This is a genomic window from Kribbella antibiotica (assembly GCF_004349055.1).
Classification (GTDB): Bacteria; Actinomycetota; Actinomycetes; order Propionibacteriales; family Kribbellaceae; genus Kribbella; species Kribbella antibiotica.
In genome coordinates, this window is sequence record NZ_SMKX01000009.1 from 77271 (window position 1) to 91740 (window position 14470).

General features: G+C 60.5%; 21 protein-coding genes. 15 read left to right on the forward strand and 6 right to left on the reverse strand.

Features of this window, described 5'->3' with window-relative positions:
- Positions 1–214 precede the first annotated feature (214 nt).
- Positions 215–562, reverse strand: coding sequence for a hypothetical protein (locus E1263_RS05390; RefSeq protein ID WP_132165984.1), 348 nt, complete (start codon positions 560–562; stop codon positions 215–217).
- A 127-nt stretch (positions 563–689) separates the two neighbouring features.
- On the opposite strand from E1263_RS05390, the gene E1263_RS05395 reads away from it, so the two are divergent.
- From E1263_RS05395 to E1263_RS05435, 9 genes are all read left to right on the forward strand, one after another.
- Complete coding sequence (locus E1263_RS05395) at positions 690–878, forward strand: hypothetical protein (RefSeq protein WP_132165986.1); 189 nt, start codon at positions 690–692, stop codon at positions 876–878.
- 54 nt (positions 879–932) lie between these two features.
- Entirely contained in the window at positions 933–1331 is a 399-nt protein-coding gene (locus E1263_RS44270) for an E2/UBC family protein (protein WP_420323372.1), read from the forward strand.
- A 2-nt stretch (positions 1332–1333) separates the two neighbouring features.
- Complete coding sequence (locus E1263_RS05405; RefSeq protein ID WP_165956482.1) at positions 1334–2809, forward strand: HesA/MoeB/ThiF family protein; 1476 nt, start codon at positions 1334–1336, stop codon at positions 2807–2809.
- A 190-nt stretch (positions 2810–2999) separates the two neighbouring features.
- Positions 3000–3932 (forward strand): hypothetical protein, encoded by a 933-nt coding sequence (locus E1263_RS05410; RefSeq protein ID WP_132165992.1) that lies wholly within the window; start codon positions 3000–3002, stop codon positions 3930–3932.
- 134 nt (positions 3933–4066) lie between these two features.
- Positions 4067–4444, forward strand: a complete 378-nt coding sequence (locus tag E1263_RS05415) for a hypothetical protein (protein WP_132165994.1) — start codon at positions 4067–4069, stop codon at positions 4442–4444.
- Positions 4445–4880: 436 nt separating this feature from the next.
- Positions 4881–5213, forward strand: coding sequence for a histone-like nucleoid-structuring protein Lsr2 (locus tag E1263_RS05420; RefSeq protein ID WP_132165996.1), 333 nt, complete (start codon positions 4881–4883; stop codon positions 5211–5213).
- 74 nt (positions 5214–5287) lie between these two features.
- On the forward strand, positions 5288–5695 hold the full coding sequence (locus tag E1263_RS05425; RefSeq protein WP_202868728.1) for a hypothetical protein: 408 nt from the start codon (positions 5288–5290) through the stop codon (positions 5693–5695).
- Between the two features lie 121 nt (positions 5696–5816).
- Positions 5817–6989, forward strand: coding sequence for a hypothetical protein (locus E1263_RS05430; protein WP_132165998.1), 1173 nt, complete (start codon positions 5817–5819; stop codon positions 6987–6989).
- 152 nt (positions 6990–7141) lie between these two features.
- Positions 7142–7411: a helix-turn-helix domain-containing protein gene (locus E1263_RS05435; RefSeq protein WP_132166000.1), complete on the forward strand. Its 270-nt coding sequence runs from the start codon at positions 7142–7144 to the stop codon at positions 7409–7411.
- 6 nt (positions 7412–7417) lie between these two features.
- Here the strand turns inward: E1263_RS05435 and E1263_RS05440 are convergent, their stop codons facing one another.
- Positions 7418–8368, reverse strand: coding sequence for an EcsC family protein (locus E1263_RS05440; protein ID WP_165956483.1), 951 nt, complete (start codon positions 8366–8368; stop codon positions 7418–7420).
- Positions 8369–8531: 163 nt separating this feature from the next.
- On the opposite strand from E1263_RS05440, the gene E1263_RS05445 reads away from it, so the two are divergent.
- Positions 8532–8909, forward strand: a complete 378-nt coding sequence (locus E1263_RS05445; protein WP_132166004.1) for a hypothetical protein — start codon at positions 8532–8534, stop codon at positions 8907–8909.
- 6 nt (positions 8910–8915) lie between these two features.
- Here E1263_RS05445 and E1263_RS05450 read toward each other — a convergent pair whose 3' ends face one another.
- Positions 8916–10631 (reverse strand): bis-aminopropyl spermidine synthase family protein, encoded by a 1716-nt coding sequence (locus E1263_RS05450; RefSeq protein WP_132166006.1) that lies wholly within the window; start codon positions 10629–10631, stop codon positions 8916–8918.
- Between the two features lie 180 nt (positions 10632–10811).
- Between E1263_RS05450 and E1263_RS05455 the strand changes: the two genes are divergently transcribed.
- The 5 genes from E1263_RS05455 to E1263_RS05465 all read left to right on the forward strand — a co-directional run bounded on the left by E1263_RS05455 (position 10812) and on the right by E1263_RS05465 (position 13270).
- Complete coding sequence (locus E1263_RS05455; RefSeq protein ID WP_165956484.1) at positions 10812–11216, forward strand: GNAT family N-acetyltransferase; 405 nt, start codon at positions 10812–10814, stop codon at positions 11214–11216.
- 63 nt (positions 11217–11279) lie between these two features.
- Positions 11280–11429: a lariocidin/triculamin family lasso peptide core domain gene (locus E1263_RS42550; protein WP_165956485.1), complete on the forward strand. Its 150-nt coding sequence runs from the start codon at positions 11280–11282 to the stop codon at positions 11427–11429.
- A 43-nt stretch (positions 11430–11472) separates the two neighbouring features.
- Complete coding sequence (locus E1263_RS05460) at positions 11473–11757, forward strand: GNAT family N-acetyltransferase (protein WP_132166010.1); 285 nt, start codon at positions 11473–11475, stop codon at positions 11755–11757.
- 62 nt (positions 11758–11819) lie between these two features.
- The gene (locus E1263_RS42555; protein ID WP_165956486.1) at positions 11820–11969 is read left to right on the forward strand and encodes a hypothetical protein; all 150 of its coding nucleotides are present in this window, start codon (positions 11820–11822) and stop codon (positions 11967–11969) included.
- A gap of 14 nt (positions 11970–11983) precedes the next feature.
- Entirely contained in the window at positions 11984–13270 is a 1287-nt protein-coding gene (locus E1263_RS05465) for an asparagine synthase-related protein (protein ID WP_132166012.1), read from the forward strand.
- A 78-nt stretch (positions 13271–13348) separates the two neighbouring features.
- Here E1263_RS05465 and E1263_RS42560 read toward each other — a convergent pair whose 3' ends face one another.
- From E1263_RS42560 to E1263_RS05475, 3 genes are all read right to left on the reverse strand, one after another.
- Positions 13349–13507 carry a lariocidin/triculamin family lasso peptide core domain gene (locus E1263_RS42560; protein ID WP_165956487.1) on the reverse strand — a complete coding sequence of 53 codons (159 nt, stop codon included), beginning with the start codon at positions 13505–13507 and terminating at the stop codon, positions 13349–13351.
- Positions 13508–13834: 327 nt separating this feature from the next.
- Positions 13835–14179 carry a hypothetical protein gene (locus tag E1263_RS05470; protein WP_132166014.1) on the reverse strand — a complete coding sequence of 115 codons (345 nt, stop codon included), beginning with the start codon at positions 14177–14179 and terminating at the stop codon, positions 13835–13837.
- A 64-nt stretch (positions 14180–14243) separates the two neighbouring features.
- Positions 14244–14438 (reverse strand): hypothetical protein, encoded by a 195-nt coding sequence (locus E1263_RS05475; RefSeq protein ID WP_132166016.1) that lies wholly within the window; start codon positions 14436–14438, stop codon positions 14244–14246.
- Positions 14439–14470 lie beyond the last annotated feature (32 nt).

Sequence of the window (14470 nt, forward strand, 5' to 3'; positions counted from 1 at the left end):
GCCATGAGGGGGCTCGATGGCTAAAGGGCTGACGTGTCGAGTCTGCGGCTACTTCATGTATGCCGAACGTGAGGACGACCAGCCAGAAGGCCGGTGGGTCTACTACGTCTGCCAAAACAGGCAGAAGCAGTGCCGCAACCGGCAGAAGGTGTTTGAAGAGTACGCCGATCGACGCTGATACAAGGTTGTAACCACGTGCGCACCTAGCGCAAGGCTACTGAAGCATGCTGTTGTTGGTTGGAATCGGTGAAGGACCATCGCCCTTTACATAGACAGCATTTCCGCCGTCACGTGCCGTGATTACTGCTTCGTTTTGAAGACCCCGAATCAGGTTCTCGCGATTCTGATAGATGAGGTCACCAAGTAGCAACGCTTCCCGGGGGGATAGGCTGAAGTCGACGCCTTTTCCATGTTCAGTGTCTTCTCCGGCCAGTGTAAAGCCGTGTTCCATCCCCGTGACGGCGATTGCTTCGAATCGGCCGACGCTGTACATGCCCTCAGCTAATACTTCGGCTGCGCCATAATCTTCTACCGGTTGTTCTTGAGGTAGTGCTTCACTCATGTCAAATTTCTTTGCTCCTTATGTTATGTAAATATTTAACCATTTCCTTTTGGGGTTAGCAAGTGAGTACCGATGAAGAAGGGCGCGTTTGATGGGCGACTACATGGTCAATGGCCAAGTAATTCAGATGAACGAGGATAAGCCGACAGCGACTCACTTGAAGAAGCAGGTGAACGCCAAGGCCAGCGACTGGGTCATGGCGAACAAGCCGAACGGCGAAGTCGTGCGACTGGCTGACCATGAGCTGCTCCCGAAGGATGCCGACAGCTTCTCGGTTACGGTCCCCTTCATCTACGGCGCGAGTAGGGCGCGGTAAATGATCGGAATCGCTACGAAGCAGCGCATCAGTCGATTGCACGCTGAAGCTGCGATGATCGCGCAGAGATATGGGCCCGTAAGGTTTGACAGAGAAGAAGGGTCTTGGCTCTACATCGAGAAGTTCCAGCTTCCTCAAGGGTGGAACAAGCGCACCGTAGACATTCTGATAGATATTCCGCATGGTACGCCCGGATATCCGTCTGTGGCACCTCAATGGTTCTGGGTAGACCACGACTTGAGGACAGACGACGGCAGATCGATCGGGCACTTCTTTCCAGCTGGATCGGCAGGTTCGGGCGAGTATGCGGAGAAGGGGTGGGGGCACTTCTGTATTCACGTCCAAGAATGGCAGCCTGCGGGTCCCTTTTCGTTGGACGATGGTCACACTCTCTTGACCTACGCCACTTTGGTTCAGGCCGTGTTCCGCGATCGAAATACTCTGAGGCAGTGATTATGGACCTCGTCTTGAGTACAGGGTTATGGAGTGAACTCCAACGGCATCTCTTCGGAGAGAAGCGTCTCGCGTTTGCAGGTCAGGACGAGCAGATGGCCTTTATCTTGGCGTCCTATAGCGTCGCCGGCGAAACTCGAAAGCTCCTTGCTCACGAGCTAATCACCGCGGGGCCCCGGGATCTCAGCTCCCAGTCACCAGGAGGAATTGGGCCGACCGGGGAGTTCGTCGCGCAAATGCTCACCCGATGTCGGCGCGACGGGTGGAGTCTGATCGAAGTGCATTCGCACCCGTTCGACAGCAGCAGCAGGACGACTTTCAGCGGGATCGACTGGGCTAACGACCGAATCAAAATGCCTCAGTTGGCCGCGATGCTCCCTGACCCCTTCTATCACGCGACGATGGTCGTCGGACGAAACAGTCTTGACGCGCACTACTACGACCAGGGATCAGGCACCATCCTCCCTGTCGGTCGGGTCACTCTTGTGGGGGGAGATGAGGGTCCAGGTGCGCCGCTTCGTCACCTTGCAGTGTCCAGCAGTCCGCAAGAGCCGGTGGCGATAACGGACGGCCGTCGGAGCCGCCAACTGCCGCTCGTCGGTCAGGAGGCGCAGGATGCCTTCCCAAAAGCGACAGTTGCCGTCGTCGGCCTCGGTGGCCTCGGATCATTCGCCGCCTTGCAGCTCGCGTATCTGGGAGTCGGCCATCTCGTGCTGATCGACGCCGATGAGGTCGACGAGAGCAACCTGAACAGGTTGCTAGGGGCAGGACCTGCGGATGTTGGCCGGCCGAAGGTGGAGGTTCTAGCCGAACAGGTGAATCGGGTTGCTCCGGACATCAAAGTGACCGCAATCCCCGAGGATGTGCTGACTGCCAGAGCGCTCGAGCACGCGAAAGTTGCAGATCTGGTTCTTGGGTGTGTGGATAACCATGGCGCCCGGTTGACACTGAACCACTTGGCGATCAGGTACCTGATCCCGCTCCTCGACGCTGGCACAGGAGCTCGGCTTGCCAGCGACGGTCGACCGACTCAACTGGGAGGCCAAGTCCAGTTGGTTGCGCCTGGCCGCGGATGCTTGGAGTGCAGAGGCTTCATCGATCCGACGCGTGCGGCGTTCGACCTAGCAACTCCCGAAGTCCAGCAGTACGAGCGGGACCATGGGTATGGCACCAAAGAGATTGCCCCAGCCGTCATCTTTCTCAATGGTGTCGTGGCCTCGATTCAGGTAGCCGAGGTCGCCCGTCTACTGGGGAGTCAAGGGTCACAGGCGAGCCTGATTGTCTACGACGCAATCGCACAAAGGACCTTTCCAGTCACGACAAGGCCCGAACCTAGCTGCCCCACGTGCGGAGAGGATGGAGTGATCGGGGTTGGAGATTTGTCGCCGCTCCACCGAGCGGAGGCGCAGACTGATGAATCCTTGCCAACTCGTTCTCAGGTAGTCGGAGCAGGCAGTGCCGGAACCGATTCCAACTAACGGCAGCGCACGGGGGATTCGAGGGCAGCTCACCCGGATCACCCACCCGCCAGCGCCGCCAGTACCGCGGCCAGCGGGGGCCGCCCAGCCTCCGAATAGTCCCAACCGCGGAGGGGGAGGCTTCCATGCTGCTGTCCTCCTGATCGGCGTGGTGCTTGCCGCAACTGTCGGTGCTCCGTGGGGCGTTGGCATGGCTCTGAGAGACACCTGGTTCTACGCGAGTGACTCCAGGGTGTTCGACGCCAGCGTTCGTACCCGAGGCGCATATTTTGCCTCGGATTATCTGGGAGGGTTGGTTGTGGTCGGCGCGATCACAGCGGCCATCCTCCTGACGGGGATCTTCTACGCCCGGTACTGGGCGGCGGTGATCGGAGTCCTGATCATCGTCGGCCTTGTTGCCGCATACTCCTCCGGCCAATCGGCGTGGGCGTTCGCCGAGCGCCAATCGGCTAAGACGCTGACAACAGGTGAGTTTCCGTATCTAGACAGGGTTCAGGGTGCGTGTCGAACCTCAATCATCTCCGTCGCTGGGCGTAGCTATCTCGCAGGGCAGTGGGCACCTGGCGGCGGCGGCATGTTTGGAGGGGTGCGATGTGGGTCCATCGATTTCTACCGCGGATGGAAGTACATTTTGAGATCGAGGCTGCCGACGGGGGATGGGATCGACTACGACTTCGCCTTTGCGGGGCGAACTGAGGCATCCGCGAGCTATGTGGTGGTCGTGACATCGCAGGCTGTTTCTCCCGCTAAGAGCAGCTACTACATACAGGGCTACCCGATGAGCAACCCTGCCAAGCCTTGGAAACACAAGGTGCCTTCGGGGCCGGGTGAGTACTCCATTGCAGGCAAGGCGATGCAGCTCGGTCCGCTGATCGTGGTCCCCGAGTACTGGGGCAAGGAGACGTCAAGCATGGATGAGCAGACGAAGTTGACGGCGCTCAACGCGGCAACCGGAAAACTTGTATGGACCGTGCGGTGCCCGCGACGAGCGATGACGGCTGGCCAAGCCATGCAGTTGTCCGAGAAAAGCCAGCCGATTGAAATCTCATGTCGTAACGCGAGCTCGGGCAGCGCCGAGACGTACCACGTGGGTGTCGATGGAAAGCTCCGGCTGATCAGATAAACATCTTCCAAAGAGTTGCCCGAGCGGTAGTTGCGTAGAAGGAGAAGGAGACTGGTCAGATCTAAGCAGTAAATTGATGCCGAAGCTGTGAGTGATCAGTCAACTGAATTTCTTAAATTGGAAAGGGTTCGACCATGTCTGCAACCGAAGAGCTGCTGCCCCGACTGCCCGACATCCACGAGATCCGGCCACGTGGCCCGGAAGATGACGCCGTGTTCGCCGACATCAAGGCAGTGCTGGAGCGCCATGGCGCTCTAAACAGGTTCGGCGTCACGCTTCTTCACCAACACTTCGAAATTGCTCAGGACGAGAGCCTGGTTGAACACATCGACGTGGAAAACCGGACACTGGTCATCCGGCCGATGCGGGACGAGGAGTATGCAACGGTGGTGGAGACTTCATGGAGACTCGACGCTCCGTCCGGCATGGCCAGCTGTGAGACGAAGTGCGTGAAGGAGAAGGACATCGACGGCAACGAATACCACAACAAGCCACACTATACGGTCAAATAAGGAAGAGCGCCCGGTCTAAAATCTGACCCATGGCGCCTTTCGTTGAGCGACAAGTAGTGGTCAAGGTATCCCCAGTTTGGCCTATCCGTATTGGCGTCTTGAATGACCAAAGGGTCGCCAACTCGGGGTAATTTTAAGGAATGTCCAGGTAGTAGTTGGTCGTGACTGCCGCTAAGAACTGGCTCCGCGACTCCGTCGTGTTGTATGAGTGTTTGCCCATCGGCGTAATTTACGACCACGACCTCACCGCCAACTGCGACCTGGAATAGGCCATCTCGCAATATTTCTGTAACGACTCCTGTTCTCATATCTGCCTATGATTATGAGCTTCTGTATGGATTGAGTCAACAATCTTGCTGTTGTGAAAAGAGCCTGTGGATCATGTTTCTTGATGCGTGCATCACGGTCTCTATTCTCAGGTTGTAGGATCTCGCGTATGGCGCAACGCGTAGAAATTCGACTCACCGATGACCTCGACGGCACCGATATACCTGCGGGCAAGGGGCAGACTGTCCCGTTCGCCCTCGATGGCCACGCTTACGAAATTGACCTGACCAACAAGAACGCGGGCGCGCTCCGGAAGGTTCTCGCGCCGTACGTCGATGTTGGCCGGCGTGTGACCACTTCGCGAGGCGCCAAGGTGAAGCGCACGCAGGTTGGCCCCGATGCTAGGACTGTGAAGGAATGGGCGCGCGCAAACGGCTACGAGGTCAACGACCGCGGCCGAGTGCCCCAGGCGATCCGTGATGCGTTTGAAGCATCGAACTAGCCGCTAGCTATGGCGTCCTACCTCGGCGTGAGTCAACCTGTTGGCTTCCATGATCAAAGTGGAGGGGGCGCGACGTGCAGTACGGGCGGGATGATGAGACATGGGACCAGTTGGTCGAGGAAGGAACGCTCTACCTCGAGGACCTGGCTCGGGATACGGGCCTGACCAGCTACAGCGCGCTGAATGCTGAGCTGGTGCATCGGACGGGCTGTCGGCCGTTCGATTTTGAGCAGGCCGCCGACCGTGCTGCGGTGGGCTACCTGCTGGGGCGCATCGTGGAGCGTAACTACTCGCGTACGGGGCTGATGCTCTCAGCCCTCGTGCGGTATATCGATGCCAATGAGGCAGGACCAGGGTTTTCTCAGCTGGCTCAGCAAATGAACCTTCTGGACAAGAACGCCAGTCGCTCAGATAAACACGACTTCTGGATCGGTCAGGTGACGCAGCTACATGTGCAGTACGGCAGTGCGTCTGCTTCCTAAGCGCAGCTTCCGACAGCTCACGAGGAGTGCCCTGTGCCAACTCGCGTGCGCGGGTGCGTGGCTACATTGCGTGGCTATTTTGGCTCGATTTCATTAACTATTTGGTACAATTAAATAGTTAATGCGCGATCCACTCCAACGCCTCTATCAGACAAAACTCGCCCTCCTTGCGGTGATCTTCGTCGTCGTTGGAGCCGGGCTCCTGGTCGTTGTCCACTGGCCCGGCCTACTGCCCGCGTGGACGTCTGGGCTCCCGCTGACGGACCTTGGCTCAGCGCTCTTCACGACGGGGCTCGTGGTCATCGCCTTCGAGTATGTCGACGGCAGGGATAGCGAAGAGAGAGCTGATGCTCGGCTGCGAGCGACCATCAGATCTGAGGCGCCGGCAATCCGGGAAGCAGTCATTCGCGGCTTTGCTGTCGAGTCCGATGATCTGAAGCGTGTGGCGACGCCTGAACTCCTCGACCAAATTGCCGAGAACAGTATCGGCCTACGCTTCGGCGACCGGGACTTCGCGCGTGAGGTCTACTCCGATATCCGCGATCAGGCGATCAAGGCCGAAGAGCGCTGGTACGACGCGAAGGTGCAGATCGACATAGGGGTTCCGAGTGATCCGGGGCCGGTCCGGGTGCCACTGTTCGATGTCACGGTGCGCTGGGAGTATACGGTCGTTCCGCATCACCGGTTCCGTCGCTTCGCCGCTGTTTCGGACGGGGCGAGGTATGACGAACTGGCTAGTCAGTCCGGCGATACCTCTGTCTGGTTCCACGGACCCGTTGAGGGCTTGGTGGCGACCGATCCATCTGCCTTTTCACTTCAGCGATTCACGGTAGACGGTCACGCCCGGCAGATCACGCGGACCGAGGATGCGACAGTTCAGATTTACGCCGTTGATGTTGGAGCCGAGGTGGTGGCTGATGCACAGCCAGTCGTCGTCTCGTTCACGTTCACGACGCGCATAGCCCAGGCCGGACACGTCCTGCGGTTCGACACCGATCGGCCCACACGGGGTCTTGCCGTCGAGATGAACTACGACGACGCCGGTATCTCGCGTATGCGCATGTTCGACTACACGGCGCCAGGGGCTCGGCGACCGCTAATCGATGAGTCCGCCTCGCCAACCGGCCAGCGTTTGCGCTTCAGCCACGATGGCTGGCTGTTCCCTCGCTCCGGCCTGCTCTTCACATGGACTCTCGATCGGGAAATTGCCTTGGCCTTGAAGCCTGGACAGCACAACGCCCGCCAAGGGAAGACCCTTGACGGGCGTGCGCACGAGCCATCGGCTCGGTCATAGATTTCAGGACCCGCCCATGGTGGGTCTCCTCTCCCCAAGGCCGCCCGGTGGGCGGCAGAGAGACCAAAATAAGACATATGGTCATTAGGACGCAAGGTCATGGGACGTAAGATCTCTGGATGTAAAGACATGGGATGCATGATCGTTAAACCGTGCCCAGTCCCAAAGGCAAGGCTCCCCTTTCGCCGACGACCGCAGAGTTCGGTCGTCGCGTGCGCGAACGACGCAACGAGCTGGGTCTCAGCCAAGAGGCGCTAGCGGATGTAGTCGGCCTGCATTGGACGTTCATCGGCCAAGTCGAGCGTGGGCAGCGGAATCTGGCGCTCCACAACATCGTGAAGGTGGCAGCCGGGCTTTCGGTCGATGCCGGAAATCTCGTCACCGGCTTACCTGCGCCTCCGGGTGATGAGTCGGAGGCGTAGGCCCTGCTACGAATCCGCAGGTCGCTGGAGGCTCGGCGGCATCGATAGGCCGTACTTCTCTGCGAGAAAGCTCGTCTGCGCGTATAGGGTGGCTTGCTTCGCGACATCGCCGAGAACGTAGGCGTTCGTCCCCGCACCAGCTAGCACCGCAACGACCGGCATGAACTTGGTGACCTTCTCCACGGGTACATGTCGGCCGTTGGCGAACTGTTTCATCAGCTTCTCGACTGCCGCCATTAGGCGATGGTCCTTTCGGAGCTTCTCGCTCCAGTTCTTGCGAACGCGCCCCGCGGCGAAGCCCGACGAGGCTTCGCGTACGGCAATGGCTTTCGGCCCTTGCTCTTTGTACGCGCGCAGCACCATCCGGTCGACGAGATGTCGCTGGTCAGGCGACATGGCGTCAATGCCATACGCATAGGCCACACGAGTCGCGATGGCTGTACTGAGAACCTGCATGACGACAACATCGAGCGTGATCGCAGTGACAGCGCCGGCAACCGGCACGAGCGCCAGCACGCCCAGGGCGCCACCTTCAGCAGCACCGGCGCTTCGCCACTGAAGCACCATCCGGCGAGTGACCTCGTCAAGGTCCTTTAGGTCGAGCGCCTGCAGGTCGGCCAGGCTCGACACGTCGCGCCCCTTCGCTCGGTGGTGCGCCAGCACCTTCTCAGGATCCGTGAGCTCGGCGGTCCAGTCGCTAGCGAGCTCCAGGAGGCGTACGGCACCTTTCAGGGCCGGAATGAGCGCGCTGTCGAAGGCGAACTCGGTGGCGTCTTTCACCGGCTGCGGCGTGACTTCGCTGATCTTCCGTCCGGCCTTGCTCGCTACTTCACGTGCCGACGTTCCGGCCGCATCTATAGCCGAGCGAACCTTGGGCGGGAGTAGAGAGCTGGGCTGGGACTTCTTCGTCCAGTGCTCTTGTAGCTCGCTCCACCGCTTGCGCTCGTACTCCGACATCTCCTGCGGCAAGTCCCCCTGTTGGCTCACCACGATGACGCTAGGGCAATCCACCTGCATGTCAAGGCCGGGTAGGGCTTGGAGACTTGGGGCCGATGGCTACTCGTTTGCCAGGGCGGCTTCGCTTAGGCTTTTGCACACCCATCGTGTGGGAGGGAGCGTTGTGGCTACTCAGAAGACGTTTCAAGAGGCCATCGTGTCAGCGATTGACTCGGCGACGGTCGATCGCGGCAAGGCTGAGTCGGAGCGGGTTCAATTTGAGCCGAGCAGTCTTACGCGCGTGACAGACCTCTTCCAGGAGCCCGGCGGCGATGAGAAGACGAAACAGGCTTGGCGAGAAGTGATGAACGATGCTCTTGTCGACCCGATCGATCTAGACAGTGCGATAGCCCTGTATTCCCTGAAAGATCGTCTGACGGGATCGAGGGGCCGGGTCTATGAGGCGTCGTCCGATGGTCTACGGCGGCGCTTCGAGCAGCCACTGACGGCCGATCAGGTGCAAGAAGAAGATCTCAGCTGGTTTTGGCCGCCAGGCGTGTAAGGGAGTTCACTCTGCGCCCGCTGTTAACGATGCGGCGACGTAGATCAGAACCGATCGAATCTGGTGTTCAGGCAGCTCGATCAGGCTCCCCGCCAGCGTTTCAGGTGCCACGTCAGTATTTGCAATGCGCTCACGCGCCTGATTCTTGGTCAGAGGCTCGCCGTCGAGGCGTCGACTCGCCTTGACGAGAGCATCGCGCCAGGCATTCTCTAGTTTCCGGTGAGCGCCGTCGAGGACGTACCGCTGTGCGGCAAGACGGGGCGTCAGACCGGCTACGTCGACCTCGGTTCCTTCAATGATGGCGTGCGTCGAGTCCGGTGTACTGCGCCGGAAACGAAGGCGCCACTTCGAGCCCACGAGGTCCTGTAGTGCTTCCTGTGAGACCTGGCTCGTGATGTCAGGGTGCTTGTTGTGCACCGAGATCGCCAAACGCTGCACGTTGAGGCCGACGAGCGTCCTGGTGAGCCATGAGCCCGGATCCCCGAAGAGGTCGACCGCTGCCGCTGAGGTGCGGGCGTTCTTGATCGAGGCAAGGCCGGTTCCGTCGAAGATCTCCGACAGGCTAAGACCGACCATCTCGCCGTCAGTCTTCGGTCGTTCCATCCCGATGAGCGCGCTAACGGGGAGGTCACCCGGGCCGGCGGCGGCTTCGATCAACGCAGCGTTGAGCATGTCGGAGAGCTGTTGCTTCTCGCCCTCGAGGGACTGCGCGCCGTGCGTGTAGATGTTAACGGCGTCGCGGGCGATGCGGTCGAGTGCTTTCCATGTGACGGTGGTCGGTCGGCACACGTAGAGATCACTGGCGCTGCCTACCGCCTGGGCGCCAACGTAGCGGTTGAAGTGGGGCAAGATCGCTTCGTAGACGATCGAAAGGCTCTGGACGGCCTGTTGCACCTTGAGACCGAGCGTCGGCTGATGGCTGCCGTATCCGTACGCCATCAGGAGTCGGCCATTGGAGCGGTCGCGAAGGCCTTGCAGTCCGCGGGCCAGGAACAGCCGGACGCCCTCGGGGGTGTACGGCGGATCGGTGAAGACGAGGTCGGCTGACTCAAGCGCCAGGCTGGGGATTCCGAGTCGGAAGTCGGCGTAGGCCGTCTGGATGTTCAGTCCGCGGCGGGATGCTTCCTTATCGATGAAGCTCAGCAGGTTCTCGTCAATGTCGACGACGATTACCTTCACCTTCGGGTTGACCAGACAGGTCGCAATCGAGGTCAGATCGTGGTCACCGATGCAGAGCAGCGTCGAGCCAGCGAGATCGAATGATCCGTCCATCCACAGAGCGCGTCGAACCGCGGTTGCCGGCGTCGCCGGGACATGGTCGAGCGCTCTGACGGGCTTCGGCCCCGCGGCGATGATGTCGGCCATGAGCCTGACGAGGTCGTCCGAGCCGTCGAGGCGATCGTCCGCCGGGTCAAGCAGATGTGTGTGGTGCAGTTGGTCCAAGGCGAATCGCTGGCGGTACAGCCCAATGCGACTAGGGCGGATGCTCAAGACATCGTTTGATGACCGCAGGTCATCACCAAGCTGCCGGAGCAACGCCTCAACCACCCGTCGAGGTAGCGCCGACTCACGGACCAGCACATCAAGTGAGGTGTTGCCGTCCGCCAAGACCGCTAGTACTTGCCGGTGGGACCGGGCGTGCGCGCCGAACTCGGCCAGATGTGCCGCGACGAGATCGATGGGTTCAGGCGACACGTCGGTCGTCGGGGCGTCGTTCTGCACGGTGGTGGGCCTCTCGCGGTCGTTCCAGGTCTAACAGGCAAATCTACGCCACGGTGTCACCCGGCGATTCTATCGGGTCGAATTTGACGCCTATTTACTGAATCGACATATTTTAATATAATTAAGTGAATGAAAGTCTGACTCGACCTAATAAAGCCTGAGGATAAAGCATCGGCCGCATTGATTGCCGGTTGGGTTCAAGGCGACCCGGCAGGTCACCGGTGGATCTTAGAGTATGCCGATCCTCAGTCGTGGACAGCTCTGTTCTCATCCACTCGATGGGGGTTCGTCGCGCTCGACGGTCAGACGCCGATCGGCTTCGCCGACGTCGAGTTGGACCAAGCTACTCGTACTGCTTACTTCACCTACTACGTCGCTCCTAACTGGCGCGGTCAGGGCTACAGCCGCCCGCTCCTCGATGCGATCAGCGGCTACCTCCGTGAACAGACTGACGCAGACAAGCTGCAAGGTTCTGTGGAGCCACAGAACGTGGCCAGTAGTCGTGCTCTAGTGGCCGCAGGGTTTAATCCGATAGCCACCGACATCGATGGTTTGACCTCCTACGTACTCAAGTTGGATCGCTAGACGGTCCTAGGTATCGCTGCTACCGTCACAGACGGTAATGGCTGACCAAAAGGGGAGGAAGTCATGTCGAAGAAAAGCAAGCCGGGGGACGGAACTCAGGGCAACGGAGTCAAGGGTGGGAACCTGTACGCATCGCTTCGGCCGGTGCGCATCGCGGGAGCACTCGGCCGACTGCACTCGGTCGCTGTAGCCGCTCGTACCGCATCCCGCTAATGGGAGTAGCGAGGTGGCCAACGGCAAGATCTCGCGTTAGGCCATGGCCACCTGGCTCTCTTGGCCGTTCGGGCTTGATGAGTTCCGCGCTGAACCGCTGGCCGGCGCGGGCATAGGTCCGGAGCCGTTTCAGACGCCAGCGCCCAGCCGCCCGCTCCTTAACTCGATCAGCAGTTACCTGCGTGAACAGACCGACGCCGACAAGCTGCAAGGTTCTGTGGATCCACAGAATGTCGCCAGTGGCCGTGCTCTACTAGCCGCCGGGTTCACGCCTGTATCCGTCGATAGCGACGGTTTGATCTCGTATGAGCTTCCCCTGGATCGGTAGACGGTCCCGATTATGGCTGCTACCGTCACGGGCGGTAACGGCTGACCAACTGGGAGGAAGCTATGGCGAAGAAGAGCAAGCCGGGCGACGGGTCACAGGCCAAGGGGAAGAAGGGGGCGTTGCTGTACGAGCCCACTGAGATGCCGCAGTTCTCGAAGGTGTTCGGTCGCCTTCAGATTGTCGTGACGGCTGTCCGTCCGACCTCCCGCTGAGCCGGGAGCAGACATTGGGTGAGAGCGCGATCTCGCGCCAGGCCATGGCGACTTGGCTGTCCTGGCCGTCCGTGCTCGGTGAGTTTCACGCTGAGCCGTTGGCCGGCGTCGGCACAGGCCCGGAGCGATTCGAGGCGCCACCGTGCCAGCCGACGGCTCAGCCGCCTGACCTAGCGTCGATCTTTCGCAGAACCGTCGACGACCTCGTCTCGCCGTACTCAAGCGTGGCCCTGTCGATATCTGGCGGCCTGGACTCAGCGGCCGTTCTGGTGCACCTACACGAGATCTGTGCCAGCAAGGGCATCGAATTGCACCTGATCACGGCCGAGTTGACCGGTGATGATGGTGAGACCAACATTCACCACATCGATCGGCTCCTCAAGGGGGTCGGTCTCGACCAGCCAGTGCATCGCATCGAGGCCCACCCCGAAGACAATGGCAAGCAGTACTTCTGGTCGCCACGCGGACCGCGGTTGGACTCGTCGGCCGCAGTCAACGATGCGATGGTCGATACGGCAATGGGGCTTGGCGCTCAAGCCGTCTTCACCGGGGCCGGCTCCGATGAGCTGACTGGCGTCGTCAGGTACATGCTGAACTCGTTCCTCGCACAGCGCCGCGTCGACCTCTTTCGCGCTTATTGGCGCGACACGATCTCGGTCAGCAAGCAAGCCGGACTGATGGAATCGCTTGCTGTTCTCGCAAGGGCACTTCCGCGTCGCTGGCGAGCGATCGCCTTCTACGCGGTCACCGAGGATCCGCCGATCGATCTGACGGCCCCGTCGCTCGTCGGCGCATCGCTTCGCCCGCACGTCGCCGAGTGGTCCCGCACTTGGATGAACCAACGGCTTCGTTTCCAAGCTGCGTCGCACAAGTCTTGGTCGGCGATGGAGGCATGGGAGTCGCTCGACCCAGTCTGTCCGCCGATCATCTCCGACGATCCGATCCCGTTCCTGCATCCGTTCATGAACCGTGAGTTCGTGACTGCGGTCATGCAGACCGACCTCAGCAAGCGATACGGGATCCATCACCCGAACGCGTACTGGCGGCAGAAGTCGATCGTGCTCGATCTCATCGGCAAGCAGTACTGGGACTACTTGCCGAGAGAGAAGCAGATCTTCAGCAACTGGATGCGCGAAGATGAGGTGAAGAACCGACAGACGGCTCCTCATCTGGTCGACCTCGGCGTGGTCGACGCTGCCGCACTGGCCGAGACTGACGACACGATGCTGTTGCATCGTGTGGCTGAACTCGAAGCCTGGACTGCCGTCGCGGTCGATCGAGGCTACGACTTCGTGGACTGACCGCATCGCTAAACACAGAACGGCTGGCCACCCAGGTGCGATGGCCAGCCGTTCGTCATGCGTGTTGCAATGAGTCGGTCAGCTCCGGCGGAGCTTCACCGTACGGTCGACCAGCGCCTTGACCTTCTCCACGACCGTTTCGTCGGTAGTGTCGGACTCGGCGTACGCCGCGTAAAGCCCGCCCCCCTTGACGCCCTTGCCGTGCGAGCCGTCGCCGGGCTTGTTCTTCTTCGACATCAGTTCTCCTCGGGTTGTTGTGATCCGCTTGAACTGCTGACGGGTGACCGGATGGTTGTTCGCCAAGACGCATCGCGCCCCAACCATCCGGCCGCCCTACCGAGGACTCCGTCCGGGCCTCGGTGCTTTGGAGCGGCTGCCCCGGCGCTGACTCGCTCTCAAACGCCGGGGCCGCCGGCTAATGGGGTTCCTGCCCGAGTCCGGGGCCGGTCTGGGGAAACGCGGGCTAACTCAGACAGGAACCGCTTTGGTGACGGAACCGGTGGGTGTGCAGGTTGATCCGCTGCACGGAGGGGCTGACGACGACTCCCCACCGGTTCCGCCAGTTCATGGGCCGGGGTTGTAGAGGATCAAGCGAGCCCCCGTGACCCGCTCGAACTCTTGCTTGACGCGCTCGGGGTCGCCAATCAGCTCCAGCTGGTGCCAACCAGGGATGACAACCGCAGTCAGTTCGTAGCGGTTGAGCGATTCGACGAGTGCGTTGAGGGCAGCCGGTGCGAAGTTGCGTCTCTCGACGTAAATCGAGCCCATGGCGAATCCTTCGACCGCCGCGAACTTCGACAACTCAGCTCTCAGCCGATCGACGTCCTCATCTGACGGGTACAGGTCATGTCGGGCGTACCCGAGAAGCAGCGGCCTGGTGTAGTCGGTCACCGTTCTTCGTCCATCCATCGGCGGAACCTGGTGAGAAGACGCTCCCAGAAGCGGGACCACCAGCCGCGACGATGCTGGCCGTTCACGAGTCAGCAGCATTTGAATCCACGACCGCTGGCGCCGGCTCGTTGGTGATGCGCAGACTCGCGAAGCGCTGCTGCATCCCCGTCTCGTACGAGGCTGCGCTCTCTTTCGGACCGATGAACGTCGCGATAGGGTGCTCACCGAACCAAACCCGGACGCGGTGATTCGGTGGGACGAATCCGAAGTCAGCCATCACGCGTCTCGCACCTCCCGTGCGATGTCCCG

Bases quoted from the DNA above. Each gene is read 5' to 3' on its own strand.
- E1263_RS05390 (WP_132165984.1), bottom strand. From the start codon at position 562: ATGAGTGAAGCACTACCTCAAGAACAACCGGTAGAAGATTATGGCGCA.
- E1263_RS05395 (WP_132165986.1), top strand. From the start codon at position 690: ATGAACGAGGATAAGCCGACAGCGACTCACTTGAAGAAGCAGGTGAAC.
- E1263_RS44270 (WP_420323372.1), top strand. From the start codon at position 933: ATGATCGCGCAGAGATATGGGCCCGTAAGGTTTGACAGAGAAGAAGGG.
- E1263_RS05405 (WP_165956482.1), top strand. From the start codon at position 1,334: ATGGACCTCGTCTTGAGTACAGGGTTATGGAGTGAACTCCAACGGCAT.
- E1263_RS05410 (WP_132165992.1), top strand. From the start codon at position 3,000: ATGGCTCTGAGAGACACCTGGTTCTACGCGAGTGACTCCAGGGTGTTC.
- E1263_RS05415 (WP_132165994.1), top strand. From the start codon at position 4,067: ATGTCTGCAACCGAAGAGCTGCTGCCCCGACTGCCCGACATCCACGAG.
- E1263_RS05420 (WP_132165996.1), top strand. From the start codon at position 4,881: ATGGCGCAACGCGTAGAAATTCGACTCACCGATGACCTCGACGGCACC.
- E1263_RS05430 (WP_132165998.1), top strand. From the start codon at position 5,817: ATGCGCGATCCACTCCAACGCCTCTATCAGACAAAACTCGCCCTCCTT.
- E1263_RS05440 (WP_165956483.1), bottom strand. From the start codon at position 8,368: ATGTCGGAGTACGAGCGCAAGCGGTGGAGCGAGCTACAAGAGCACTGG.
- E1263_RS42550 (WP_165956485.1), top strand. From the start codon at position 11,280: ATGTCGAAGAAAAGCAAGCCGGGGGACGGAACTCAGGGCAACGGAGTC.
- E1263_RS05460 (WP_132166010.1), top strand. From the start codon at position 11,473: ATGGCCACCTGGCTCTCTTGGCCGTTCGGGCTTGATGAGTTCCGCGCT.
- E1263_RS42555 (WP_165956486.1), top strand. From the start codon at position 11,820: ATGGCGAAGAAGAGCAAGCCGGGCGACGGGTCACAGGCCAAGGGGAAG.
- E1263_RS42560 (WP_165956487.1), bottom strand. From the start codon at position 13,507: ATGTCGAAGAAGAACAAGCCCGGCGACGGCTCGCACGGCAAGGGCGTC.
- E1263_RS05470 (WP_132166014.1), bottom strand. From the start codon at position 14,179: ATGGATGGACGAAGAACGGTGACCGACTACACCAGGCCGCTGCTTCTC.
- E1263_RS05475 (WP_132166016.1), bottom strand. From the start codon at position 14,438: ATGGCTGACTTCGGATTCGTCCCACCGAATCACCGCGTCCGGGTTTGG.